General features: G+C 53.6%; 26 protein-coding genes. 17 read left to right on the top strand and 9 right to left on the bottom strand.

Going from position 1 to position 25,131, the window contains the following annotated elements:
* The coding region (locus UC14_RS12890) for a TetR family transcriptional regulator C-terminal domain-containing protein (RefSeq protein WP_112197848.1) at positions 1-661 on the bottom strand (661 nt) is incomplete at its 3' end.
* Entirely contained in the window at positions 658-2,010 is a 1,353-nt protein-coding gene (guaD, locus tag UC14_RS12885) for a guanine deaminase (RefSeq protein ID WP_112197847.1), read from the bottom strand. The genes UC14_RS12890 and guaD, both read right to left, overlap by 4 nt.
* Before the next feature lie 267 nt (positions 2,011-2,277).
* Between guaD and UC14_RS12880 the strand changes: the two genes are divergently transcribed.
* The gene (locus tag UC14_RS12880) at positions 2,278-2,826 is read left to right on the top strand and encodes a YopT-type cysteine protease domain-containing protein (protein WP_157962106.1); all 549 of its coding nucleotides are present in this window, start codon (positions 2,278-2,280) and stop codon (positions 2,824-2,826) included.
* On the opposite strand, the gene UC14_RS12875 is transcribed toward UC14_RS12880, so the two are convergent.
* Entirely contained in the window at positions 2,795-3,967 is a 1,173-nt protein-coding gene (locus UC14_RS12875; RefSeq protein ID WP_173362098.1) for an ROK family transcriptional regulator, read from the bottom strand. The genes UC14_RS12880 and UC14_RS12875 overlap by 32 nt on opposite strands.
* Positions 3,968-4,509: 542 nt before the next feature.
* On the opposite strand from UC14_RS12875, the gene UC14_RS12870 reads away from it, so the two are divergent.
* The 7 genes from UC14_RS12870 (at position 4,510) to ydfG (ending at position 11,591) form a co-directional block, all read left to right on the top strand.
* A complete protein-coding gene (locus tag UC14_RS12870) occupies positions 4,510-5,760 on the top strand; it encodes an extracellular solute-binding protein (protein WP_013575532.1) in 1,251 nt (416 codons plus the stop codon).
* Between the two features lie 60 nt (positions 5,761-5,820).
* On the top strand, positions 5,821-6,723 hold the full coding sequence (locus UC14_RS12865) for a carbohydrate ABC transporter permease (RefSeq protein ID WP_015689932.1): 903 nt from the start codon (positions 5,821-5,823) through the stop codon (positions 6,721-6,723).
* Entirely contained in the window at positions 6,720-7,559 is an 840-nt protein-coding gene (locus UC14_RS12860) for a carbohydrate ABC transporter permease (RefSeq protein ID WP_112197846.1), read from the top strand. The genes UC14_RS12865 and UC14_RS12860 overlap by 4 nt, the downstream gene beginning before the upstream one ends.
* A gap of 26 nt (positions 7,560-7,585) precedes the next feature.
* Positions 7,586-8,539: a carbohydrate kinase family protein gene (locus tag UC14_RS12855; RefSeq protein WP_112197845.1), complete on the top strand. Its 954-nt coding sequence runs from the start codon at positions 7,586-7,588 to the stop codon at positions 8,537-8,539.
* Positions 8,540-9,634: an ABC transporter ATP-binding protein gene (locus UC14_RS12850; RefSeq protein ID WP_013575536.1), complete on the top strand. Its 1,095-nt coding sequence runs from the start codon at positions 8,540-8,542 to the stop codon at positions 9,632-9,634. It begins immediately after the preceding gene.
* A gap of 25 nt (positions 9,635-9,659) precedes the next feature.
* Positions 9,660-10,715 (top strand): aldo/keto reductase, encoded by a 1,056-nt coding sequence (locus UC14_RS12845; RefSeq protein WP_013575537.1) that lies wholly within the window; start codon positions 9,660-9,662, stop codon positions 10,713-10,715.
* Positions 10,716-10,841: 126 nt separating this feature from the next.
* Positions 10,842-11,591 (top strand): bifunctional NADP-dependent 3-hydroxy acid dehydrogenase/3-hydroxypropionate dehydrogenase YdfG, encoded by a 750-nt coding sequence (gene ydfG, locus UC14_RS12840; protein WP_112152274.1) that lies wholly within the window; start codon positions 10,842-10,844, stop codon positions 11,589-11,591.
* A 127-nt stretch (positions 11,592-11,718) separates the two neighbouring features.
* On the opposite strand, the gene UC14_RS12835 is transcribed toward ydfG, so the two are convergent.
* A complete protein-coding gene (locus UC14_RS12835) occupies positions 11,719-13,014 on the bottom strand; it encodes an NCS2 family permease (protein ID WP_013575539.1) in 1,296 nt (431 codons plus the stop codon).
* Between the two features lie 312 nt (positions 13,015-13,326).
* On the opposite strand from UC14_RS12835, the gene UC14_RS12830 reads away from it, so the two are divergent.
* On the top strand, positions 13,327-14,232 hold the full coding sequence (locus UC14_RS12830; RefSeq protein ID WP_013575540.1) for a LysR family transcriptional regulator: 906 nt from the start codon (positions 13,327-13,329) through the stop codon (positions 14,230-14,232).
* Positions 14,233-14,236: 4 nt separating this feature from the next.
* On the opposite strand, the gene UC14_RS12825 is transcribed toward UC14_RS12830, so the two are convergent.
* Positions 14,237-14,563 (bottom strand): YnfA family protein, encoded by a 327-nt coding sequence (locus UC14_RS12825; protein ID WP_015689934.1) that lies wholly within the window; start codon positions 14,561-14,563, stop codon positions 14,237-14,239.
* A 132-nt stretch (positions 14,564-14,695) separates the two neighbouring features.
* Here UC14_RS12825 and UC14_RS12820 point away from each other — a divergent pair, with 132 nt between their 5' ends.
* The 3 genes from UC14_RS12820 (at position 14,696) to UC14_RS12810 (ending at position 15,996) form a co-directional block, all read left to right on the top strand.
* The gene (locus UC14_RS12820; protein WP_037034037.1) at positions 14,696-15,064 is read left to right on the top strand and encodes a DUF1283 family protein; all 369 of its coding nucleotides are present in this window, start codon (positions 14,696-14,698) and stop codon (positions 15,062-15,064) included.
* A gap of 52 nt (positions 15,065-15,116) precedes the next feature.
* Positions 15,117-15,410, top strand: coding sequence for a DUF1161 domain-containing protein (locus UC14_RS12815; RefSeq protein WP_013575543.1), 294 nt, complete (start codon positions 15,117-15,119; stop codon positions 15,408-15,410).
* Positions 15,411-15,729: 319 nt separating this feature from the next.
* Positions 15,730-15,996, top strand: coding sequence for a DUF3811 domain-containing protein (locus tag UC14_RS12810; RefSeq protein WP_013575544.1), 267 nt, complete (start codon positions 15,730-15,732; stop codon positions 15,994-15,996).
* Here the strand turns inward: UC14_RS12810 and UC14_RS12805 are convergent.
* Together UC14_RS12805 and UC14_RS12800 are read right to left on the bottom strand one after the other, a co-directional pair.
* Positions 15,993-17,660, bottom strand: coding sequence for a rhodanese-like domain-containing protein (locus tag UC14_RS12805; RefSeq protein WP_112197844.1), 1,668 nt, complete (start codon positions 17,658-17,660; stop codon positions 15,993-15,995). The genes UC14_RS12810 and UC14_RS12805 overlap by 4 nt on opposite strands.
* On the bottom strand, positions 17,653-18,258 hold the full coding sequence (locus UC14_RS12800) for a cysteine dioxygenase (protein WP_112197843.1): 606 nt from the start codon (positions 18,256-18,258) through the stop codon (positions 17,653-17,655). The genes UC14_RS12805 and UC14_RS12800 overlap by 8 nt, the downstream gene beginning before the upstream one ends.
* Before the next feature lie 187 nt (positions 18,259-18,445).
* Here UC14_RS12800 and UC14_RS27085 point away from each other — a divergent pair, with 187 nt between their 5' ends.
* The 5 genes from UC14_RS27085 to UC14_RS12780 all read left to right on the top strand — a co-directional run bounded on the left by UC14_RS27085 (position 18,446) and on the right by UC14_RS12780 (position 21,995).
* The gene (locus UC14_RS27085; RefSeq protein WP_232829681.1) at positions 18,446-18,667 is read left to right on the top strand and encodes a LysR family transcriptional regulator; all 222 of its coding nucleotides are present in this window, start codon (positions 18,446-18,448) and stop codon (positions 18,665-18,667) included.
* Positions 18,624-19,340: a substrate-binding domain-containing protein gene (locus UC14_RS12795; protein WP_232829680.1), complete on the top strand. Its 717-nt coding sequence runs from the start codon at positions 18,624-18,626 to the stop codon at positions 19,338-19,340. Before UC14_RS27085 ends, UC14_RS12795 begins: the two co-directional genes overlap by 44 nt.
* A 200-nt stretch (positions 19,341-19,540) precedes the next feature.
* A complete protein-coding gene (locus UC14_RS12790; RefSeq protein ID WP_112197842.1) occupies positions 19,541-20,638 on the top strand; it encodes an LLM class flavin-dependent oxidoreductase in 1,098 nt (365 codons plus the stop codon).
* 9 nt (positions 20,639-20,647) lie between these two features.
* Complete coding sequence (locus tag UC14_RS12785) at positions 20,648-21,586, top strand: ABC transporter substrate-binding protein (RefSeq protein ID WP_013575549.1); 939 nt, start codon at positions 20,648-20,650, stop codon at positions 21,584-21,586.
* A 181-nt stretch (positions 21,587-21,767) separates the two neighbouring features.
* Positions 21,768-21,995 (top strand): hypothetical protein, encoded by a 228-nt coding sequence (locus UC14_RS12780; protein WP_013575551.1) that lies wholly within the window; start codon positions 21,768-21,770, stop codon positions 21,993-21,995.
* Positions 21,996-22,102: 107 nt separating this feature from the next.
* On the opposite strand, the gene oxlT is transcribed toward UC14_RS12780, so the two are convergent.
* Positions 22,103-23,362, bottom strand: coding sequence for an oxalate/formate MFS antiporter (oxlT, locus tag UC14_RS12775; protein WP_013575552.1), 1,260 nt, complete (start codon positions 23,360-23,362; stop codon positions 22,103-22,105).
* A gap of 255 nt (positions 23,363-23,617) precedes the next feature.
* Positions 23,618-24,787 (bottom strand): serine hydrolase, encoded by a 1,170-nt coding sequence (locus tag UC14_RS12770; protein ID WP_037034044.1) that lies wholly within the window; start codon positions 24,785-24,787, stop codon positions 23,618-23,620.
* Between the last annotated feature and the right edge of the window lie 344 nt (positions 24,788-25,131).

The following is a 25,131-nucleotide window of genomic DNA, read 5'->3' as shown; positions in this document are numbered from 1 at the left end:
CCCTCCCGGCCTCCCCCTTCGCAGGGGGAGGAGCAAAGGCTTTACAGCCATTCAGAATCAGTGTCGTAACCTCACCAATAATGTGTTCACGCGCCTGTTCATCGCCTTCGAAATTGCCGTACATATGCTTCACCTGCACCGCAAAATCGGCGTAATACTGCGTCACCGCCCAGATATGCATGATGAACAGGCGGGCATCCAGCGCACGGATTTTCCCCTGCTCAATCCACTGATGGATCAGGTTCTCTTTGCCGGTGATATTCTGCGTGGCCAGCGGCCAGTATTTATGCAGATAGTGACCGCCGCCTAGCACCTCACTGGTGAAAATGCGCGACAGTTGCGGCTGATCGAACGAGAAATTCAGCTTATTGCGGATATAACGGCTGAGCACCGCCTCGGGTTCGCTGAGGGACGGGTCGAACTGAATGATATCGCCCCAGACTTTCAGCACTTTCTGCAAGAGCTCTTCGTACAACTCTTCTTTGCCCGCGATGTAGTAATGCAACTGGGCTTTTTTGATCCCGGCGCGCTGAGCGATGGCCTGAGTGGTTGCCCCCTGAAAACCTTTTTCACTGAATTCTGCAATGGCCGCCGCGTGGATATTTTCCAGGGTGCGTTCACGCGCAAGGCGGACTTTGCCGCCGGTATCACTGTTCATCATGCTGAGAGTTCCTCCCGCTGAGCATCCCGTACATACGCCGGTTCGCCGTCAACGTAGGTGCAATACACATTACGGTCATCACCCAGCGTCATCAGCACAAACAGCTTTTCAGCCAGCGTTTTACTGTTGGTGGCACGTAATTTTTGCAGCGCACTGACACCCGGTTCGAGCACCACAAAATCCGCCTCTTTACCGGTATTAAAGTTGCCAATTTTATCGTCGAGGTGCAGCGCCCGTGCGCCGCCGAGTGTGGCGTGATAGAAGGCTTCGAATGCGGATAAACGGTAACGCTGCAGTTGTCCGACTTTGTAGGCTTCTGACAGCGTTTCCAGCATGTTGAAGGTGGTGCCCGCACCGACGTCCGTGCCCATGCCGACGCGAATTTGTTTCTGCCAGGATTTCTGCAAATTAAACAGACCGCTGCCCAGAAACAGATTAGACGTCGGGCAAAAAGCGATAGTCGAATCGGTGTCGTGCAGGCAATCCCATTCACTGTCATCCAGATGCAGACAGTGTGCAAACACGCAACGTTCGCCGGTCAGTCCGTACTGATGATAAACGTCGAGATAATGCTGATGTTCAGGGTGCATTTCTTTCACCCAGGAGAGTTCGGCGACGTTTTCGCTCAGATGGGTATGCATGTACACGTCGGGGAATTCCTGCTTAAGCAACCGCACTTTTTGCAGCAGTTCAGGCGAAGATGTCGGCGCAAAACGCGGCGTCAGCGCATAGCTCAGACGCTGGCGGTTATGCCAGCGCGCAATCAGCCCGCGCGTGTCGCGTTCACTTTCTTCAGGGGTTTCCAGCAGGGCGTCGGGGGCGTTTTTGTCCATCATCACTTTGCCCGCCACCAGCCGCATATTGATGTCGGAGGCTTCTTTAAACAGGGCATCGACGGACTGCGGATGAACGGTGCCAAACACCAGCGCCGTGGTGGTCCCGTTAAGCAGCAACTGACTGATGAAGAATTTCGACATGCGCCTGGCGTAATCCGCGCAGTGATATTGTTGTTCGGTCGGGAAGGTATAGCGCGTCAGCCATTCGAGCAACTGCTCGCCGTACGCGCCGATCATTTCGGTCTGCGGATAGTGAATATGCGTATCGACAAAGCCCGGGACGATCAGCTTGTCGCGATAATCATCAATTTCCAGAACAGCGGTTTTACGTGCCTGCGCCAGCTTGCCCTCACCTTCCTGCCAGCTTCCCAGCCAGATGATTGTGCCGCCGCTGAGCAACATCAGGCCGTCTTCGATATAACGCACCTGCGCTTCTAAATCTTCCGGCCGTAATACCGGCTCGCGGATATCGAAGAAATTTCCGCGGACGGCGCGGGTGATGATCTGACTCATGGCATTGTCCTTCTCTGCAACATTCTCGTTCACGATTGATAACAGAACATTTGCAAAGCTTATGCCAAATCTGACCAACCGGTCAGATCAAAGAGTCAGACCGGTTGGTTCGAAAATTTCAATACCGGATCGAAAATAATTCATTTAGCTATGCCAGACATCTTCTGATGCGTGCGTGTGATAACATTTAGCCCCATCAGAAATCATTAATTAATCTCTATCTTTATGACTACAAAACACATGACATGTAATTTTCATCTTGACCAGATGGCATTTTTAAAAACACAAACCAGGGATATATCAGTTTCAGGTTATGGCGTATGTGCCGGGATGGTAAGTTCATGGATCCAGCATGAACTTTCTGAGAAACCTCAATCTTTTTTATTCTATAAAAACACTTATAACTTTATTTCCCGCCAACGCGCATTAACCTGTAAGTACCTGATATCTGGAAAAATAAACCTGGCTTTCAACAGCGACTTATTTTACCCGATAAGACAAGTTGATTTAAAAACAAATGATTTTCAGTCATTTGCAAGATCCACCATCAGGGGTGTTTTCAGTATCGTTGTTTATTCAAAAAATGGTTACTCACACTGCATTGGCATGAGCATACATAAAGGGACTTATAAAATATTTGACCCCAATCTGGGTGAGTTTGAGATAACAAAAAGCAGAAGTTTTTCTTCTTTTATTTGTCAGGACTGGATATCAAAAAAATATCCCCCTTCACGCACACCCTATTTGCAGATAACACAATATAAATCAAAGCACTTAAACATCACTACTTCAACAGCACTTCATATTGCGGATTGAATTCATCAAATATTGGCAACGCGGCAGCACCGAGCGCGGGTGTGTCGCTGCCGGACATCCCGAGGCGAATGCGTGCACTCTGCGCGTACCGGCTGCGCACCGAATTATACAGGGGCGTCAGGCGCTTAATCAGCTTTTCCACCAATGGTTTAGGCATGGTGCCGCCGATAATCACGCTCTGCGCATCGAACACGCATTCCATAATATTGATGGCCTGGAGTGCCGGTTCGACGGCAGTATCAAGCCATTTATCGAACACTTTTTCATCGACTTTCAGCAGATCTTCGGGCATGGCCGACATCGGATCCAGTCCGCAGGCTTCATACGCCGCCTGCAAAGAAACATAACGTTCGAGGCAGCCTTTGTTGCCGCAATAACATTCTCGCCCGCCCGGTTGCACCACAATGTGGCCGACTTCGCCCGCATTGTGTGCATGACCGGTGTAAATCCGTCCGTCGGTGAAGATGCCAGCACCCAGCCCGGTGCCGATATACAGATACACAAACGACGATAATTGCTTGGCCACACCGTGAAAACGCTCACCGATTGCGGCTACCGTCGCATCGTTTTCCAGCGTCACCGGCCAGCCGGTCGCGGCGCTTAAACGCGCTTCAATATCAATATTATCCCAGCCGTGCAGCGTGGTCGGCCCTTGTGAGGAAATGCCTTCTACGCCAAACGGCCCCGGCATCACCACACCCACGCCTAATATTTTTCGCCAGTCAATTTTCACCTGTTGGCGCATTTCTTGCAGAACCTGATCGATAAGAGCCAGCGTGGGCTCTGGCTGCGGTTTCTGTACATGGATCAGTTTGCGAAAGCGAACAGTTCCGGTCAGATCCACCAGCACAGTCAGCAGCGACTGATGATCAAGATGGATGCCTATTGAATAGGCGCTGTCAGGATTGAGTGTCAGTGGCGTTGCTGGCTGACCACGCCCTCCCGCACGGCGCGGCAGGTGGGAAGACAGGATACCCGCCTGCTCGAGTTCGGTGGCAATGTTGGAGACCGTTTGGGGGGTGAGCGACGTCAGCCGGGCGATTTCAGCGCGGGTCAGTTCACCGTTAAGGCGAATGGCTTCGATCACCACCCGACGATTGTGAGCACGGGCGTGCTCAAGATTGGTACCAGACGTTGTTATCACATCCCTCTCCACGGTGAAGACCTTGCGGGCAGTATGTGGCCAGTGATTACAGCAATCAAATTGATTTTATTAACCCGTCATACTTCGTATTGCAGATGCGTTGGTTGCGCGCACTCACCCCGGTCACATAGGTATCTATGCTCCTGGGATTCGTGCCTTACCGCCTTCCTGCAACCCGAATTATTTAGGGTTAACCTGGGATGATATGAATATGACGGTGGCATCACAGCTTTGAATGTTATTGCCATGTTAATAATAATCGCCAGTCATTATTTAGATTTGAATCATCCGTGTAGCACACGTTTTATACCCAAGATAATTCGGGTTGCAGAAAGGTGGCAAGCGAGTGAATCCCGATGAGCTGACATAAGTCAGTGATTCGGGTGATGGAGCGTAGCCAACGCATCAGCAGCCCGAAGTATGAAGGGTAAATCCGGCAGGGACGCAGGGACTGGCAGAACTATGCCTTCCCATTTTTTTTAGCCGATTAAAGCAATCAAATTGATTTAATAAACCTAACCCTGTTTCGGAGAATGACGATGAGCCTACGATTTACCCCTGCGGCCACCCTGTGCGCCCTCTCTGCCCTCACCCTGGGATATTCCGCCAGCGCGCTGGCCGATACGACGCTCAGTGCCTTATTTATGACTCAGGCGGCGTACAGCGAAGCGGATATCCGCGCAATGACCGCCGAGTTCACCAAACAGCATCCGGATATCAAAGTGAACCTGGAGTTTGTGCCGTATGAAGCCCTGCACGACAAAATCGTCGCCGCACGTGGTGCCGGTGACAAAGGTTATGACGTGGTGCTGTTCGATGCGATCTGGCCTGCTGAATTTAACAAATACGGCCTGTTGCAGGATGTCACGGCGCGTATCCCGGCTGAAGAAAGCAATAAGATTTTTGACGGCGCGATTTCCACCGTGACCTACAAAGATAAACGCTGGGGGATGCCGTGGATCCTCGATACCAAATATCTGTATTACAACAAAGCCATGCTGGCCAAAGCCGGGATCACTACCCCGCCCGCCACCTGGGCTGATGTTGAAAAGCAATCGGAGATCCTGAAAGAAAAAGGCATCGTGAAATATCCGCTGGTCTGGAGCTGGTCACAATCCGAAGCGCTGTTGTGCGACTACACCACGCTGGTGTCGGCGTTCAAAGGGGATTTCTACAAAGACGGCAAACTGAATTTCACCAATTCCGGCGCGATGAAAGCCATCAGCTACATGAAAGAGACGCTGGATAAAGGGCTGACTAACCCGAATTCGCGTGAATATCTGGAAGAAGATGTGCGTAAGTCGTTCTCCAACGGTGATGCGGCTTTCGCACTGAACTGGACCTACATGTACAACATGGCGAACGACCCGAAACAGAGCAAAGTCGCGGGTGACGTGGGGGTCATTCCGGCACCGGGTGAAACCGCAGGCGGCGCATCCGGCGTTAACGGGTCGATGGGATTGGGCATCGCCAAAGCCAGCGCACATCCGGACCAGGCATGGGAATACATCAGCTACATGACGTCGCAGCCAGTGCAGAACAAATACGCCAAACTGAGTCTGCCAATCTGGAAATCGTCTTATGAAGATCCGGCGGTGCAGAAAGATCAGGAGCAGTTGATCGCGGCGGCGAAAACCTCGCTGAATGTGATGTTGTCGCGCCCGGTTACAGCAGATTACTCCCGTCTGTCGAACATCTTGCAGCAAAACATTCAGGCGGTATTGCAGGGTAAAACCCCGGCTCAGGATGGTATGGAAGCCGCAACCAAAGCCGCTGATCGTTTACGTTAAGTTTTAAAGCCAACACTATAATAGCCCGCCCGGTTCCGGCCGGACGGGCTGGGAAAAGATATGCTGACATTACCCCAACGCGAGAAACGTCAGGCCTGGTTGCTGCTTGCGCCCATGCTTCTGATGATGTTCTTACTGACCGCCTGGCCGCTCGCCCGCACGTTGTGGCTCAGCTTTACGGATGCCGGGTTAATCGGCGACGGTTCTGCGCCCAACTGGGTGGGGAGCGAGAATTTCATCTATGCGCTGACGGATCCGGATTTTCGCGCCGCACTCTGGCGGACGCTCTATTTCACTGTCGTCTCAGTGGTTATTGAAGGCATCATCGGCGTGCTGGTCGCGCTGTTGCTGAACCAGCCGTTTTGGGGACGCAGCGCTCTGCGCGTGCTGGTGATTCTGCCATGGGCATTGCCGACTATCGTCAACGCCACCCTGTGGCGGCTGAACTTTAATCCCGATTACGGCAGCATTAACGCCCTGCTTTCTCAGCTCGGGCTGATTGACGCCTACCGTAGCTGGCTCGGCGATCCGTCTTCGGCGATCAATGCCGTGATGTTCGCGGATATCTGGAAAAACTATCCGCTGATCACCCTGCTGGTGCTGGCGGCGCTGCAAACCATTCCGGAAGATTTATTCGAAGCCGCACGGCTCGACGGCGCATCGGCTTTCCGCCGTTTTCGTAAAATCACCTTACCGGCGATTGCCGCACCGCTGGCCGTCGCGCTTGTCCTGCGCACCATCGACGCCTTCAAAATCTTCGACATCATTTATGTCATGACCCGTGGCGGGCCGCTCGACAGCACCAAAACCGTCAGTTTCTTTGTCTATCAGGAATCGTTCAGTTATCTGCGCGCTGGCAGCGGTGCTGCGTACGCGATACTCATGACGCTGATCTGCGCACTGCTGATCATGATTTACATGGTGATGTTACTGCGTCAGCGCCGTTCAGGGAGCAACGAATGAAACAAAAAATCCGGCTCGTTTTACGTTACTTTGCGGCGCTGATGGTGGCCATTTCGATTCTTGCCCCGCTGCTGTGGATGTTCCTGATGAGCGTCAGCTCGGCGGAAGATCTGACCCGCATTCCGCTGGAATGGCTGCCGCGCCACTGGGATTTCAACCGTTATACCCGCCTGCTGACCTTACAGGCCGGAACGCCCGGTGCGCTGTTCCTGCATGCGCTCGGCAACAGTGTGCTGGTCGCCTGTGGTGCCACACTGGTGTCGTTGATGCTGGCGATACCGGCGGCCTATAGCTTCTCGCGCTATCCCGGTCGCGACGGCTGGCTGTTTGGCAGCCTGGCGATTTACATGGTTCCGCCGGTGGCGTTTGTGCTGCCGCTGTATTTCATCCTGCAACAGCTTGCGCTGCTCAATACCCATCTCGGGCTGATTCTGGTGTATTGCTCGATGATCCTGCCGTTCCTCACCTGGATGCTGAAAAACCAATTTGACGCGCTGCCGGTGGATATCGAACAGGCATCGCGTCTCGACGGGCTGCGTTACTGGCAAGTATTGCTGCGCATCACCCTGCCGCTGGCAAAACCGGCGCTGGGTGCATCGGCGATGTTTGGCTGGTTGCTGGCCTGGGATGAATTTTTCTACGCCCTGCTGTTTACCAACAATATCGACGCCCAGACGCTGCCGGTCACCATCGCCGGATTCACCGCCGGGCGCGCCACTGACGACGGTCTGATTGCCGCTGTCGGGATCCTTGCGGCCATTCCGCCGCTCTTTATTGCGCTCTGGCTGCAAAAAACCATGGTCAGCGGGTTGACCTCCGGCGGCAGCAAGGGCTGAAAATGAACATCAGGGAAACCTCATCAATGACAACAAAACCTCTGACCCGCGCCACGCTGTATGTGACGGGCAATATCAACGTGGATTTGATCATGAGCACGTTGCACGAATGGCCGAAAAAAGGCACGGAAGCGATGCTCGAAAGCAGTTCACTGCGCCCCGGCGGGTCGGCGGGAAACTGCGCGCTGGCACTCTCTGCGCTCGGTTCCCCTTTTCGTCTGGTGGCAAATCAGGGCAATGACCAGTTCAGCGGCTGGCTGGCAGGTATGTTCCCGGAAAGCGCCTCACGCTGGCCGACCTGCGATTGCGAAACCTCGCTGACCTTTGGTGTGACACATCCTGATCACGAAAGAACATTTTTCAGTAATCAGGGACATATTGTGCGCCTGTCCATGCAGGACGTTCTGGGGCAAATCCCTGAAACGGCACAGGCCGGAGACTGGGTATTGCTGTGCGGCACCTGGCTGTGTACCGCGCTTTACACTGACTATCCGCAACTGCTGGCAGCGCTGAAACAGCGTGGTTATCAGGTGGCTGTCGACAGTGGCTGGCCGCCGGAAGACTGGAGCGATGCGTTACGTGAACAGGCGGCAAAATGGCTGCCATTCTGCGATGCGCTGCTGCTCAATGAAGTCGAAACACTCGGGCTGGCAGACGCTACCACACTGGACGTCGCCGCGCTGACGTTGCTGGAGCAGATGGCGGATAACGCCTTTTGCGTGGCGAAATGCGGACCGGAGGGGGCGCGTCTGTGGGCCAAAAATCTGACGCTGCATCAGCATGCCGAACCGGTCGGGGTGGTCGATACCATCGGTGCCGGAGACAGTTTTAATGCCGGGTTTTTATCCGCGCTGATTTATGGCCTGCCGCCTGCCACGGCGCTGCAATGGGGGGTTCGCGTTGCCGGTTGTGCCATCAGCAGTTCCCCGCGCCGTTACCCTGACTGGCAATCACTTTTTGGCCTTGTGGAGAAAATCTAAATGGCTCTGGTAGAACTGGTAAAAGTCGCCAAACATTATGGCAAAGTGCAGGTGCTGAAACCGCTGGATCTGACCATCCCTGACGGCAGTTTCACCGTGCTGGTCGGCCCCTCGGGCTGTGGAAAATCCACCTTACTTCGCCTGCTGGCCGGGCTGGAATCCCTGTCTGACGGCGACATTCTGCTCGATAAACAGCAGATCAATAATTTTGACCCCGCCGATCGTGATATTGCGATGGTATTCCAGAGTTACGCACTGTATCCGCATCTTACCGTGGCCGAAAACATGGCATTCCACATGCAGGTGAAGAAAGTGCCGAAAGCCGAACAACAGGCCAAAGTGCTACAGGCCGCAAAAGTGCTGGGTATCGATCACTTACTGAAACGCCTGCCGAAAGATTTGTCCGGCGGCCAGCGCCAGCGTGTGGCGATGGGTCGTGCGCTGGTGCGTAATCCAAAAGTGTTTCTGTTCGATGAGCCCCTTTCCAACCTCGATGCCCAGTTACGTATGGAACTGCGCGCAGAAATCAAATCGCTGCATCAGCAGTTCCGCACCACCACGGTATATGTGACCCATGATCAAATCGAAGCCATGACGCTGGCCGATAATATCGTGGTGATGAAAGACGGTTTTATCGTACAACAGGGCGATCCGTTGTCGATTTACGACAAGCCGGTAAATACCTTTGTGGCGCGTTTTATCGGTTCACCGCCCATGAATCTGCTCAGCGGCGTCTTCCGCAATATTGACGGTCAGCCAGGTGTGAACTGTAATCAGTTGTGGTTCGCACTGCCAGAGAAGTGGGCGTTGCAGGCACGGCACGCTGAGGGAGAACCCGTCACGCTCGGCCTGCGTCCGCACGATTTAAAACCGGCAGAGCACAGTACCCAACCTGCCGCCACGTTACGGTTGCTGGAAGTGACCGGAGAAAGCAGCCTGTTGCACATCGACTGGTGCGGTTTCCCGCTGCACGTCCAGTTCGCCGGACGCGCCCGTATCAGCGCCAGTCAGCCGCTGTATCTCGATGCCAACCGCGAGGCGATCCATCTGTTTGATGCCCAGACCGGTGAACGGCTGGCAGAGGATCTGCGGTAAAAATGACTCTCAATGGAGATAAACTATGGAATACCGTCTGTTAGGCCGGTCTGGCCTGAAAGTTTCAGTTCTCAGCCTGGGTACCATGACGTTTGGTGGTCAGGGGAAATTTGCCAAAACCGGGCAAACTGACGTTGAGGCCGCACAACGTCAGACAGGATTATGTCTTGATGCCGGGATTAATCTGTTCGATACCGCTGATGTCTATTCTGGCGGTGAATCGGAAGTGATCCTCGGTAAAGCACTGGGCAACAAACGTCACGACGTGCTGGTGGCCAGTAAAGCCCGCTTTCCAATGGGTGAAGGCCCGAATGACCGTGGTTCGTCCCGTCATCATATTCTGCGCGCTTGTGAAGCCAGCCTGAAACGTCTGAACACGGATTATCTGGATTTATATCAGTTGCATGAATGGGACGGCCTGACGCCACTGGAAGAAACGCTGCGGGCGCTCGACGATCTGGTCAGCAGTGGCAAAGTGCGTTACGTCGGTATCTCTAACTTTTCCGCCTGGCACGTGATGAAAACGCTGGGCGTGGCCGACGCTAATCACTATATCCGTCCGGTCAGTCAGCAAATCCATTACACCCTGCAGGCGCGTGAAGCTGAATATGAGTTGCTGCCTGCCGCGCAGGATCAGGGGCTGGGCGTGCTGGTCTGGAGCCCGCTGGCAGGCGGTCTGCTTTCCGGTAAATACCGCCGCAATCAGGCGGCACCGGAAGGCACCCGTCATCTGGCCGACTGGGGCGAACCGCCGGTGCGTGATGAAAGTGCGCTGTACGATGTGGTCGATGTGCTGGTGGACATCGCCGAAGCCCGTGGCGTTTCTGCGGCGCAGATTGCGCTGGCCTGGCTGATTGCCCGTCCGCAGGTGACCTCGGTGATTGTCGGGGCGCGCAACGACACGCAGTTGCAGGATAACCTGCTCGCCGCTGATTTAACCCTCAATAACGAAGAAATTGAACGACTTAATCAGGTCAGCCAGTTACCTTTGTTGTATCCTTACTGGCATCAGGCGCAGACCGCACCGGATCGCTTGTCTGTAGCGGATTTATCGCTGATCGCGCCCTATCTGAAAAAGTAACTGCAACAAAATGATACGCACTGAGACCGGTTGACTATGCCGGTCTCGTTATTTTTGTGTTAATACTTAAAGAGTTTCTTTAGTGGGCCTCGTGCACACCTTGCTTAAAAACTGAGGAATACCGGGATGATTATTTTTGTTACCGGCGCAACTGCCGGATTTGGTGCTGAAATCGCACGTAAATTTGTTAAAGAAGGCCATAAAGTGATTGCTACCGGTCGCCGTAAAGAGCGTCTGGATGACCTGAAAGCCGAACTGGGAGACGCGCTGTACGCTGTTGAACTGGACGTGACTAACCGGGCTTCTATTGAAGAAGCTATCGCCAGCCTGCCTGCTGACTGGCGTAACATTGATGTTCTGGTTAACAACGCCGGTCTGGCACTCGGTCTGGAAAAAGCGGATAAAGCCTCGCTGGAAGACTGGGACAAAATGATCGACACCAACACCAAAGGGCTGGTGTACATGACCCGCGCCGTGTTGCCGGGCATGGTTGAACGCAACACCGGGCATGTGATCAACATCGGTTCCACCGCAGGCAACTGGCCATACGCAGGCGGCAACGTGTATGGCGCGACCAAAGCGTTTGTGCGTCAGTTCAGTCTGAACCTGCGCACCGACCTGCATGGCACCCACGTTCGCGTCACCAATATCGAACCGGGTCTGTGCGGTGGTACTGAATTCTCCAGCGTGCGCTTTAAAGGCGACGACGAGAAAGTCAGTAAAACCTACGATAACACTAATCCGCTCACCGCAGCCGATGTGGCCGAATCCGTATTCTGGGTATCCACCCTGCCGGCACACGTCAACATCAACAGCATCGAAATGATGCCGGTCAGCCAGTCTCTCGCCGGTTTGCAGGTACATCGCGAAGGGTAATATTGCGCCCTGACTGACACGAAAAGCAGCTCCGGCTGCTTTTTTATTATCTGCCTTTTATCAGTGCGCACAAAAAAGGCGCGGCAACCTGCCCGCGCCTTTCCGACATCCGGCAACCGAAAACGTATTACGCGCTCAGCCAGCCCAGTTTAATCACAAACAGAATCGACAAGACGATAAGCGCAGAATTCAGCTCACGCCAGCGACCGGTCAGCAGTTTTGCCAGCGTCCATGTGATGAAACCAAATGCGATACCGTTGGCGATGGAATACGTGAACGGCATGGTCAGCGCAGTCACGGTAACAGGCGCTGCCACGGTGATGTCTTTCCAGTCGATTTCAGCCAGGCCAGACGTCATCAGAACCGCGATGAACAACAGAGCCGGAGCCGTGGCGAAGGCCGGAACGCTGCCTGCCAGCGGAGCGAAGAACAGGCTCAGCAGGAACAGAATAGCCACCACAATCGCCGTCAGACCGGTACGTCCGCCAGCGCTCACGCCTGCTGCGGATTCGATGTAGCTGGTGGTGGTTGAGGTGCCGAGCAGTGAACCGAACAACGCCGCCGCACTGTCAGCGACCAGCGCACGGCCCATTTTCGGGATATTGCCGTCTTCATCCGCCAGCCCTGCGCGTTTGGTCACGCCAATCAGGGTGCCGGAGTTGTCGAACACATCCACGAACAGGAACGCGAACACCACGCTAATCAGCGAAACGTTAAACGCGCCTTTGATGTCCAGTTGCATGAAGGTTGGCGCAATGGAAGGTGGCATCGACATTACGCCGCCAAACGGCGAATAACCCAGTGCAATCGCCAGAACGGTCACGGCCAGCACACCGATCAGCACCGCACCGGTGATTTTACGCGCTTCCAGCACCACAATCAGAATGAAACCGAGCATCGCAAACAGCGGACCCGGCTTGGTCAGATCGCCCAGACCGACCAGCGTCGCCGGGTTAGCGATCACGATACCGGCATTTTCCAGCGCAATCAGCGCCAGGAATAAACCGATACCCGCCGCAATGGCCGAACGCAATGGCAGCGGAATACTGCGGATAATCCATTCGCGGATTTTAAAAATCGATAACGCGAAGAAAATACAGGCTGAAAGGAAAACGGCCCCCAGCGCGATCTGCCAGGTGTAACCCATATGCAGCACCACGGTGTAGGTGAAGAAGGCGTTTAACCCCATGCCCGGAGCCAGTGCGATCGGGTAGTTGGCGATAAAGCCCATCAGTGCGGAACCGATTGCGGCAGCAAGACAAGTAGCCACGAAAACCGAACCTTTATCCATCCCCGTCGCGCCCAAAATAGACGGGTTAACAAACAGAATGTAGGCCATTGCTAAAAATGTAGTGAGTCCAGCCACAATCTCAGTCCGCACGTTAGTACGGTGAGCTTTTAACTTAAATAGTTTTTCTAACATGAGAAGGAATCTCTTGGTCGCGTGATCACTTTCAGTCTGGTGATCAAAAATGCACGCTTGTTATTAGTGTTGTTTTTCAAAACACACGCACGCGCACCAGCAGAACGAACGCCACAATTCGTCCCACCATTATCCCGTGGAATACAGCACGCGAGCTTAAACGTGTTTTGACGAACCCTGTCATTGCCCGTTTTGCCTGTAAAACAACCTGAGGTGATTGTTTTACAAAGGGGCATCGCACAATCTAGGAAAAATGAGTGATGCAGTCCATAATAGTTATCTCACTTATTCACTGCATAAATTAGTACACCCATGTCGCCATTCTCCCGTTTTTCGCAATATTTTACCGAAGTCGCCCGAACAGGAAGTTTGCGCAAAGCGGCAGAAGTGCTGCACGTCTCGGCTTCAGCCATAAACCGGCAGATCCTGCAGGCTGAACAAACGCTGGAAACCCCGCTGTTTGAACGCTTACCGACAGGCCTGAAACTGACCTCAGCAGGCGAAATTTTATTCGATGACATCCGCCGCTGGCGGAAAGAATTTTCCCGCACCCGCGAACGTTTCGATGAAATTCAGGGACTGCGACGCGGGCATGTCACCATCTCTATGATTGCCGCTCTCAGCGAAGGGATGGTGGCGGAACTGATTGCCGACGTGGGCGCAGAACACCCTTACCTGACGTTTGATATCCGCATCGAAGACAGCCGGAACATCAGCGAACAGGTCAGTTCAGCGGAAGTGGATTTTGGATTGTTGCTCGATCCCGTCGAACATACCGGGCTGGAAGTACGCGCTTTTGCGGAATTACCCATCGGGATTGCGATGCCGGTGGGTCATAAACTGTCGCAGAAGGAATCGTTGTCGTTCAGTGACATCGCCTCCTACCGGCAGATCATTCCCTCCGAACCGCTGATGGTCAATGCCCGCGCCAGACTGCTGTATAACCGCTATCAGTTACTGGAAACGCCGTCGATCGTCTGTAATGACGTGCGCATGATGCGCGAACTTATCCGCAAAGGGGCCGGTGTCGGCGTGCTGAGTTTGTTAGATGTATTGCCAGATTTACAGGAAAAGCGACTGGCGTTTGTGCCGCTTCAGGGCCGCAGCGCCAAACCGCTGACGCTGGCGTTGTGCGTTGCCCCGCGCCGCCAGTTATCCCGCGCGGCGCAAATTGTGATTCAGAAAGTGATTGTGCTGATGGAAAGATTATCGCAATAGCCGTTCACGCCGTTTTCCAGCCAGAAATGATGATCAGCATCCCCGCCAGTGCCACACATGCGCCCAGCCAGTCGGTGGCGCTGAGCTTCACGCCATCGACAAACCGCAGCCACAGCATGGCGGTCATGACATAGACCCCGCCGTAAGCCGCATACACCCTGCCGCTTGCCGCCGGATGCAATGTCAGCAACCAGACAAACGCCGCCAGGCTGAGCGCCCCGGGTAATAAAAGCAGCACATTTGCCCCTTTGCGCAGCCAGAGATAAGGTAAAAAGCAGCCAATGATTTCTGCCAGTGCGGTCGCAAAGAACAGTAAAGACGTTTTGAGCATAATTGGGCCAGGTTTACAGTCCGAAGTTCAATAAGATATCAACCAGTTTACCGGCAGAGGGTGACGTCATTCGGCCGGATGTTATAATGCAATTATTCGCCTGAGCGATGTGTAAATTAAAAGGATGAGCTGATGAATACAACGTTTAAATCCCGACTGACCCGCAGCATTCTGCCTGTGGCTTTGCTGGCTATAACCGCCAGCTGGCAGGCGCCTGCACTCGCGGCCACCAATTGTGCGGGCGGAACCTGTGTCTTTGGCGGTACCGGCAATGATGCCATGACCAACGAAGAAGCACGTCAGAGCAAAGAGCAATGGAATGAAACCCAACGCCTGCGCGCCATGAAAAACCAGCGTAACGAGAAAGACTTCTCCAAATACGACAATTCGATTGATCTGCGCGACAAGTGTCAGGCCAGCCAAAACATCAATGCGTACTGGGAACCGAACACTGAGCGCTGCCTTGACCGTCGTAATGGCCGTCAGTTACTGGCTCCGTAAATCCTATCTGCTAGACTCATAAGTACACTGGTTTTCATAAAAGGAATGAATGATGAAAAAGACACTTTTAGCGGGTCTTGCTGTCGTTATGTTCGCACCGCTGATGGCACAGGCTTCCTGTGAAAGCGTAAAAGCTGACATTACCCAGAAAATCGTGGCAAACGGCTTGCCTGAATCAGGGTTTAAACTCGATATCGTGCCAAATGATCAGGCCGATCAGGCTGGCGGGCAGGTCGTGGGCCACTGCGGCAATGACAGTCAGAAGATTGTGTATACCAAAACCGCCGATGCGGGTGACAGTTCAGCGGCAAGTCCTAAGACCGGGACCAGCCAGGATTCACAGTAATATTCGCGGTGATGTCGGAGCGGATATCACCGGCGGTTTATCACTTGCAGTGAAAGCCCGATGACCTGATCGGGAACCTTTCGGTTTCTTAATAACAGTTATCATACGATCTTCGCACCGAAACCACCGGGAGAGAAAAGTGCTTTTTCCCTCCCGGATCTCCCTTCACGTTTTCAACACACGCTGCCGCTCCGTTCAGCAAGCTTTCTGAAACAACTGCCTTTTAAAAAAACAAAACAAGTAAGGTGATGAGTTGCAGCGACTCCTGCCACCATTTCGACTACAATGGTAGCCACTTTCCTCACAGGATGCGGTAAAAATGAAAAGACTGACCCAACAAGATATGACGGAAAGCGAACAGCGTGAGTTAAAAACACTGCTGGACAGAGCCCGTAAAGCACAGGGCCGTGAGCTGACGAATTCGGAAAATAACCGGATTAAAGATGACTACATCGATACGTTGATGGCAGAAAAAGAAAAAGTCGCTGCGAAAGCGCGGGCCGAAAAGCGCCGTAATAAAGCCGTTCCAAGCACTTCTGCAACATACGACTGGACAGCCCGCACTCATCCGCGTGGTCGTCGTTAAACGTTAACTGAACCTCTGCGTTCCTCACGCAGAGGCCTCAGCCCTGAGGCTTCCAGTAATCTGAAACCGTGCGTTCCGTCTTTTTCCAACTGCCCGACCAGCCCGTATTCCCAGTCCAGATAATCCTGCATCGCCTGCGGGCTGACATCCGTGCCTTCGTACGGACGACGATATCTGTCTTGCGCGTCGTCCAGATAAGCAGAATCCCCCCGCTCAAGCAGCAACCCGTGGTCGATCCAGCCCACCGTGCCTTTCTCCAGCAAATAAACGGGTTTGCCGGTTAATCCGGCCACTTCCGTGACAGCGTAACGTGCCAGCAAACCGCTGGTGCAGGTGACAACCCAACGCGCTTTCTGCGGTTGTAAGGCAATAATTTGCGGGATATTGCCCCGTGTTGTCCAGACCGCACCCGGAATGCGCCGGTTACGGAAATTCGCGCTGGTGGTGAGATCGATAATGCCGGTATTACCCTCACTCAGCCAGTTCAGCAGTTGTTCCGGTTTGACAGATTCCACAGCCGGTGCGGGCGCAACCCGGGCTTTCCAGTCGCCTTGTTCAGTCAGATCTTCAGCCCTCACTTCGGCGATATACACTTCCCAGTTCATCTGTGCCAGCCATGAGGCCGCCATGCGCGCACGCACACCATCATTATCCACCAGCACTATTCGCGCGCCACGAACGCTGGCATAGTGATCGGTTTCCTGAACCAACTGGCCACCGGGAACGTGTCGCGTGCCTGCCAGATGCCCGGCACGAAACTCTTCTGCCGTGCGCACGTCAAACACGTATAACGTGCGGGAATCATCCTGTTGCCAGTTACGTAATTGTGACAACGTCACTGAGCGCACGCCCGCGCGTAAAGCCAGAGTTTGCGCGCCTTTCAGCGCAACCCTGCGTGAGGCTTCACTCAGTGCCGGAAACTGTTTATGTTGCAGGTGCGACAGTGCCTGCCCCGCCAGCGTCCAGCCAATCGTACCGTTACGCAATGCAGACACCGGCTGCGTTAATCCGGCATTAATCAGAGATTGCGTGCCGATAATGCTGCGGGTACGCCCCGCACAATTGATGATCACCTGCGTGTTGTCATCAGGCACCACATCTTTCAGGCGCAGCACAAGTTCGCCTACCGGTACGCTCACGCCGCCCGGAATACTCATCACCTGGTATTCATCAAAACGGCGCACATCCAGCACAGCAATGTTTGCCCCCTGCTGTTGCAATGCCAGCACCTGTTCCGCACTCAGGGACGGTGTCTCGTAATGATGTTCAACCCATTCCCCGAAGGCTTTACTGGGCGCGTTCACATCAATAAATATCTCACCACCCGCTTCTTTCCAGCCAGCCAGATCACCGGCCAGCAACGCGATATTCTGATACCCCAGCGATTTCAGCAATTGAGCCGCCCGCATGGTTTTACGCTCGCCGCGCTGCACGTCATAAAATTCACCATTGTCATACAACGTAATAGCCGTCAGACGGTTTGGTATGCGATCCAGCACTTCCAGTTCGAGTTTAGACAAAGCCAGATTGGCAGCAAATAAGGGATGTCCGGTGGCAAAGGCCGCTTCTTCACGCAGGTCAACCAGTGCCACATCCTGTCCTTCGAGCAACGCCTCGCGGAGTTCAGAAAAATGGCGCAAAGGCAGTGAATATGAATCAGTCATGATTTCTCTCTTTTGACAGGTCCCAGATATTGGGAAGGTGCGGGCTGGAGTAGCCGGAAATAAAGGTTTTCCCGGTGCCGTCTGGCAGATAAACCGCCCGTGAAACCGCACCGATATTGCCGCCGTAAACGTGAATGCTGACCGAGACCTGTTCCTTGAAAAAATTGCTGACCTGGTGGATATCCAGCTGATCGGGGGAGATTTTCCCGACGTCGCCAACGTGCAGCGTAATGGGATTTCCTTCCGGTTGCAGCGTTCCGTCGGGGTGGCGGGTATAATTCTGGCTGACTTCTGCACCGCGCAGCATACCTATCAGCCCCCAGACACGATGGTCATGCACCGGTGTTTTCTGCCCCGGCCCCCAGACAAAACTCACCACAGAAAAACGCGACAGCGGATCGGCGTACAAGAGATATTGCTGATAATGTTCAGGATGAGGCTGCGCAAACTCCTCCGGCAGCCAGTTATCTTCGCCGATAAGACGGGTCAGCAGTTCGCTTCCCTGCGCCAGTATTTGCGTCTGACCGTGCGGTTCCTGCACCAGCCGGGTGAAGTCCGCCAGAAATTGTCTCAGCGGCGCGAGCTGTAAAGTCGTCATCACTTTCCTCATACTTCATCACTGTTTCCGACAGGTTAGCATCGCCATGATCCAAGCAAAATTCATTTTATGGATAAGCTAATATGCAAATCACACATAAAAATGTGCATCAGGATCCAGCGTCCGCGTGAAAATTGTTTTATCCTGCCGGCATCCGTTTTTACGTTAATCCTGACGCTGAGTGCCTATGAAAATTGAAGACCTGACTGCTTTTGTCGCCGTTATCCGCCTGCAATCTACCCGGCTTGCTGCCGATGAGCTGGGGCTGACACAGCCGGCAATTACCCGTCGGGTACAAAATTTTGAAGAATCGCTGGGCATTCCGCTGCTGAACCGCCAGACCAAACCCCTGAAACCCACGCCTGATGGGCAACCGTGTTTATCAGCAATGCCGTCATATCTTGCGTGAGGTGGATGCGCTCAGTGATTTGGTTGCCGCCGACAGTCCACCTTCCGGCCTTCTGCGCCTTGCCGTGCCACAAAGCCTGAGCGAAAGCAGTCTGTTGCCTGCCCTGAAAACCCTGTCTGCGCAATTTCCGCAAATCCAGCCGCGACTTTCCAGCGGCTGGGGCGACGAATTATTGTTACGGATACAGCAGCAGGAACTGGAAGCCGCGGTCGTGCTGTTCCCTGCCAGTAAGCAATTCCCTGAGGGTGTCGAAAACCAGCCGCTGGGTACGGTCGATTTAGTGGTTGTCGGCCCGAAAGCACCGCAGGCTTTGCCACAACGTCTGGAAGATTGTTATCAGCACGGGTGGATCCTCAATCCGCATGGCTGTGGTTTCCGCGCCGCCCTGCAGCGCGCGCTGACTGAACAGGGTTTACCTTTGCTCATCAATCTTGAGGCGTTTGGCACGACCTTACAATTATCCCTGATTGCTGAAGGGCGCGGCCTGGGGCTGATGCCGCGCGCGCTGGTAGAAAAACATGCACTGCGCCCTGAACTGGCGCTGTATGACCTGAAAGATTTCGCCCCCCGCAGCCAGTTGTGGCTGATTTATCCCAACGTTCCTGCGAGTCAGGTACCAGCGATTGATGCGTTTGCCGCGGCGATAGCTAACGGGTTGGATTGTGGCAGGTAGTGATTATGGGATTGCCATCCGGACTGGCATTAAGGTCAACCCCCTGGGCGCGATGCCCAAAGCAACACCTGTTCATGCACATTTTTTATATTAGCTTATGAAGATAATGAATTTCTCACATAGTAAGTTACCGTTTATGGTGATAACTCCTGCCAGCGCAGACCTTCATCCGCTGGCCTCATCCCGAGGAGTGACAGCCTATGAGCGTGCAATTTATTGGTATGATCGGACACCGTCTGGCTTCTGAAATCATCCCACCGACCGGCCCGATTTTCGATAAAAAATACATTTCCGATTTCGCCAAAGCCCATGAAGATGCTGGCTTTGACCGCATTCTGGTGGCCTATGCCTCCGACCAGCCCGATGCTTTTCTGGTCACCGCGCACGCCGGGGCCAGCACATCCCGCATTCATTTTCTTCTGGCTCACCGGCCGGGATTCGTCGCGCCGACCCTCGCCGCCCGTAAGCTGGCGACCCTCGACCACCTGCTTGATGGTCGCGTGGCAGTGCATATCATCAGCGGTGGCAGCGATGCGGAACAACGCCGTGACGGTGATTATGTGGCGAAATCCGGCCGCTATCAGCGCACGGATGAATACATCGATGTACTGAAACAGAGCTGGTATTCAGAAACCGGTTTTGACCATCAGGGTGAATTTTATCAGGCGGAAAATGCTTTCTCTGCCATTAAGCCCTGTCAGAAAAAACTGCCGGTATTTTTCGGCGGATCTTCCGATGATGCCATCCGTGTTGCGGGTAAACAGGCGGATGTATTTGCGTTATGGGGCGAGCCGCTGGCCAGTGCAGCAGAAACGGTGGAAGCGGTAAAAGCCTCTGCGGCAAAACACAACCGGGATATTAACTTCAGTATTTCCTTCCGCCCTATCCTCGGCAAAACAGAAGAAGAAGCCTGGGCGAAAGCGGATGAAATTCTCACTAAAGCCACCGCCCTGCAAGCTGAGAAAGGTCAGGTGCTGGCAGCCAAACTCCAAAGCGTGGGAGCTCAGCGTTTACTGAAAGCCGTCGCGCAAGGCGATCGTCTCGATTCCTGCCTGTGGACCGGCATCGCCGGGCTGATTGGCGGCGGTTCCAATTCTACGGCCCTGGTCGGTACGCCGGAACAGGTCTCCGATGCACTGCTGAAATATTACGATCTGGGCATCACCACTTTCCTGATCCGCGGCTTTGATCCGCTGAATGACGCCGTCGAATACGGTAAGAGTCTGATCCCGCTGACGAAGCAGAAAATCGCTGCGCGGGAAGCCCGAAAACACACCGCCGTGACTGCCCTGAGTTAAGGAAACCCGATGCGACTGAATGTGAGAAATCTTCTGCTGCTGGTCACGCTGACCGGCGCTGTGTTCGCCACAAATGCCGAACAAATTACCCTGCGGGTCGCCGATCAGAAAGGCAACATGCGGGCACAGCTGGAAGCGGCAAATAAGCTGGATAAGCTGCCCTATAAAATTGAATGGTCAGAGTTTCCGGCTGCTGCGCCGCTGGCAGAAGCGCTGAATGCACAGGCGGTAGATGTGGGCATTATCGGTGATGCGCCGCTGTTATTTGCACAGGCCGCAGGTGCGCAGGTAAAAGCCATCGCCGTGGATAAGTCAGACGCCTACGGCACCGCGCTGCTGGTGAAACCGGACAGCCCGGTCAAAAGCGCCGCGGATCTGAAAGGCAAAAGTATCGCGACCAACCGCGGTTCCATCGGACATTTTGTCGCGCTGAAAGCCCTTGCCTCTGCCGGACTGAGCGCCAAAGACGTCACGTTCCGCTTCCTGCCGCCAAGCGATGCGAAGCTGGCACTGACGCAAGGTTCAGTGGATGTCTGGGCAACGTGGGAACCCTACACCGCCTTCGCTGAGACTCAGGATCATCTGCGTGTGGTCGTAAATGGCCGCGGCTTGTGGTCGGGTAACAGCTTCCTTGCCGCGACGGATACGGCGCTGAAAGATAAAGCTAAACGCGAGGCCATCGCTGACTATCTGCAGCGCCTGAGCGATGCACAGATATGGGCGTATAAAAATCTGGATGCGTACAGCGAAAAACTGGCGAAAATCATCGGCTTCCCGCTGGACGCCGCAAAGCTGGGGTTCGAGCGTCGTAAATCCTACTGGCAGCCGATAGATGCCGCAACCGAGACGCAGCAACAGCAAACAGCAGATTTCTATCACGCGCAGGGATTATTGCCCGTCGCGCTGAATGTCAGCGGCACCTTTGATCATTCGTTCCTGCTGAAATAATCGCGAAGAAGCGTAATGCCCCCCGTTACATCACTTCCCGAAAAATCGGGGAGTGATGTACACAGATAAGCTAAGTTTTCAGCGAGTTGAAGAAACTGTGAACTGTCGCCCTGCAAGAAAAGCCCGGACGTGGTTAATAGAAGATGTCGCCCGAAATCAGGCTTAGCTAACAGGATGCAGCATGGAAAATTACGCCAACAAAAGCGGTGATTCACAGGTTGTCAGCTTCCAGATTGATGCCAACTCGATCAAAATCCGCTTCAAGAACAATCACGTTTATCTCTACGATATCCGCCATCCTGGCCCCGAACATCTCGAAAAAATGAAGGAACTGGCGCGCGCCGGTTGGGGTTTAAATACCTACATTGAAAGCGAAGTGAAAACGGATTTTTCTTCGAAAGTGTTTTAGGCCGTTCGGGGCGTCCGTGAGCCGGTCGCCCCGCTGCTTTACCTGAATTACAGCTTGTTAACATTCCTCTGTGACAACGTCTCCAGACCCCGCTAGTTTAGGATTATTCAGTCACGGGCTGCCTGCATAAAACGGGCACGCCAGGGTTTCAGTACCCAGAGCGCCAGAATGGCGGTGACAAAATCCAGCGTGATGGCGCAGGTGAATACAATATTCCATCCGCCCGTGTGCTGATAAATCAGTGCCGCAAGCGGGCCGCCAAAAATGGATCCTATGCCCTGCGACATATACAACCAGCCATAATTGGCAGTGGCATTCTGACTGCCAAAGGTGTCGGTCAGCGTTGACGGGAACAAGGAAAAAATTTCTCCCCAGCCAAAAAACACCACGCCGGACAGCAGAACAAACAACACAGCATTGTCGCGGCACATCAGCCACAAAATCATCGCACAGCCTTCCAGCGCAAATGCGATAAACATCGTCTGCTCACGACCAAATTTATCCGAAATAAAACCGAACAGCGGGCGTGTCAGCCCGTTGGTAAAACGGTCAATGGTCAGTGCCAGCGGCAACGCGGCCATGCCAAACACCACCGCTTCCGTGATACCAAAATCATGGGCAAACACCGCCATTTGCGAGGTGACCATCAGCCCTGAAGTCGACATCATCGCCATCATGAAAAACATCAGCCAGAACAGAGGCTGTCTGAGCATTTGTTTCGGACGGTACTGTTTGCCTTCCGTCACCATGACCGGCACATCCTGACGCTCGCTGAGCGACGGCGGCAGCCGTAATCCCTGGCTGGCCAGAAAACCAATGACGGCGAAAATAACGCCAAAGATAATCAACGTACTTTCCAGCCCGCGACTGGTCAGGGACGTCGAAACAGGGAACGTGGTCAGAATCGCCCCCATTCCGTATCCGGCAGCCACCATTCCCGCCGCAAAGCCACGTTTATGCGGGAACCAGCGCACCATCAACCCGACGACACCGACATAAACAATGCCGGTACCCAGTCCGCCGATGCAGCCATAGACCAGATAAAGGCCCGTAATGCTGCTGACTTGTGACGCCAGTACCCAACTGAACCCTGATAACAGCGTGCCGATTGAAATCAGTTTCCGCGGGCCAAAACGTTCAATCAGGCTGCCCTGAAAAGGAGAAAAGAAGGTTTGCAGAATTATCAGTAGCGAGAACGTAACCTGTAACTCTGCCAGCGGAACCCCCAGTTTAAGCGCGAGCGGTTTAGTCAGCAGAGTCCAGACATATTGCGGACTGGAAATCGCCGCCATGCAAATCAGCCCCAGAACTAACTGCCGCCACCGTGCGCTGGCCGCGATTGTCATGGGCATATTCAATGTTGTCATTCGTCGTCTCCCTTATTTCCTGTCAACGCCAGCCAAAGATTTTTAACATTGCTAGCAAGAAATAAGTTCTCAGCAACAAACATGCCACATTGATTCGATGGGATTTTCAGGTAATTACACCTGCCCTGTCCGACGGGGAGGAATAAAGATGTCGCCCCGGTGCCGCAGAATGTTCAACTGTGGTGCAGCAGGTGCAAAAAAAAGAGCCTGCTTTTCGGGCAGGCTCTTTTTGCGTTTTGACCAGCGGAACAGACGTTAAATTTTCAGCTTCACATAATCAATCGCACGGCTGATGATCCCGCCTTCTGCGACATCTTCCAGTGCTACCAGCGGCACGGTTTTGATGACTTTGCCGTTATCTACGATATTAATACTGCCGAGCTCCTGACCTTTCTTCAGCGGCGCGTCAATCTGCGGACGGGTCAGCACGTACTGGGCTTTCAGTTTATCGGCATCGGCCTGCGGCACGCTGATAAAGACATCACTCAGTGAACCGACCTTCACCTGTGCATTAGCACCAAACCAAACATGTTCGCTGGAAACGGTCTGATCAGCTTTGAAAATCTGTTTACTGGTATATTCGCGGAAACCCCAGGTCAGCAGTTTGCGCGCCTGTTCTTCGCGGCCTTTTGAGCTTTTACCGCCCATCACGACGGCGATCAGACGACGGTCACCCTGCGTCGCAGAGGCAATAATGTTGAAACCGGCGCTTTCGGTATGACCTGTTTTCAGGCCATCAACCTGCAGGTTTTTATCCCACAACAGGCCGTTACGGTTTTGCTGAGTGATGTTGTCATACGTCAGCGATTTTTCAGCATACATATGATATTCCTCAGGTTCCCCGCCGATAATGGCGCGGGAAAGTTTCGCCAGATCATAAGAGGTGGTGTATTGCCCCGGCGCGTCCAGGCCATGCACAGTCTCGAAATGGGTGTTGGTCAGCCCCATGCTCACCACGTACTGATTCATCATTCCTACGAATGAATCCTGGCTGCCCGCCACATAATCGGCCATGGCCACGCAGGCGTCATTACCGGAAGTAATGATGATGCCGCGGATCAGGTCACGCACGGTGACATGGTCACCTGGCTTTAGAAACATCAGTGAAGAACCGGCCAGACTTTTATTGCCAGCGACCCAGGCTTCCTGCGGTACCGTCACCACATCATCCATGGTGATTTTTTTATGATCTAACGCGCGGTCAATGACATAACCTGTCATCAGTTTGGTCAGGCTGGCCGGGTTACGGCGTTCATCCGGGTTGCCGGCGGCCAGCACATCACCGCTGGCATAATCCATCAGCACAAAAGAAGCGGCGTCAATGCTTGGCGGCACGACAGGGAAATCCAGTGGCGCGATAGCTTTCGCACTGCCTGCGGAGAACATCAATACACAAGATAAAACACTCATTACACTACGTTTCACTGAATCTTCCTTAAACACGCCATATTGCCGGGCTATTATTAAACTCGGAAATATATCAAAAACCTATGGGATAAAATCTGCGGCATAGGTTGCACTAAAACCCCCTGCAGAAAAACCCTTAGTCTTTTGCTAACCATTTCATAGTGAAACGGTTCTGTTACAACTTGCGTTAATTTCCACCAACACCTGCCACTGAGCCTGCAATCAGGTTTTATTATCACAACCCGCTGTTTTCAACAGGGATGAAATACGGTGATGCGCCCCTTTCCTTGCGGGGAATTTCCGTTATTCCCCGATATTTCCCTGCGATAGAGGATTCCTATCGCTCCATCACAGCATTCGAT

It is taken from the genome of Rahnella sp. NRRL B-41462 (assembly GCF_003263525.1).
Classification (GTDB): Bacteria; Pseudomonadota; Gammaproteobacteria; order Enterobacterales; family Enterobacteriaceae; genus Rahnella; species Rahnella aceris.
This window is presented reverse-complemented; position numbering and strand designations above follow the sequence as displayed.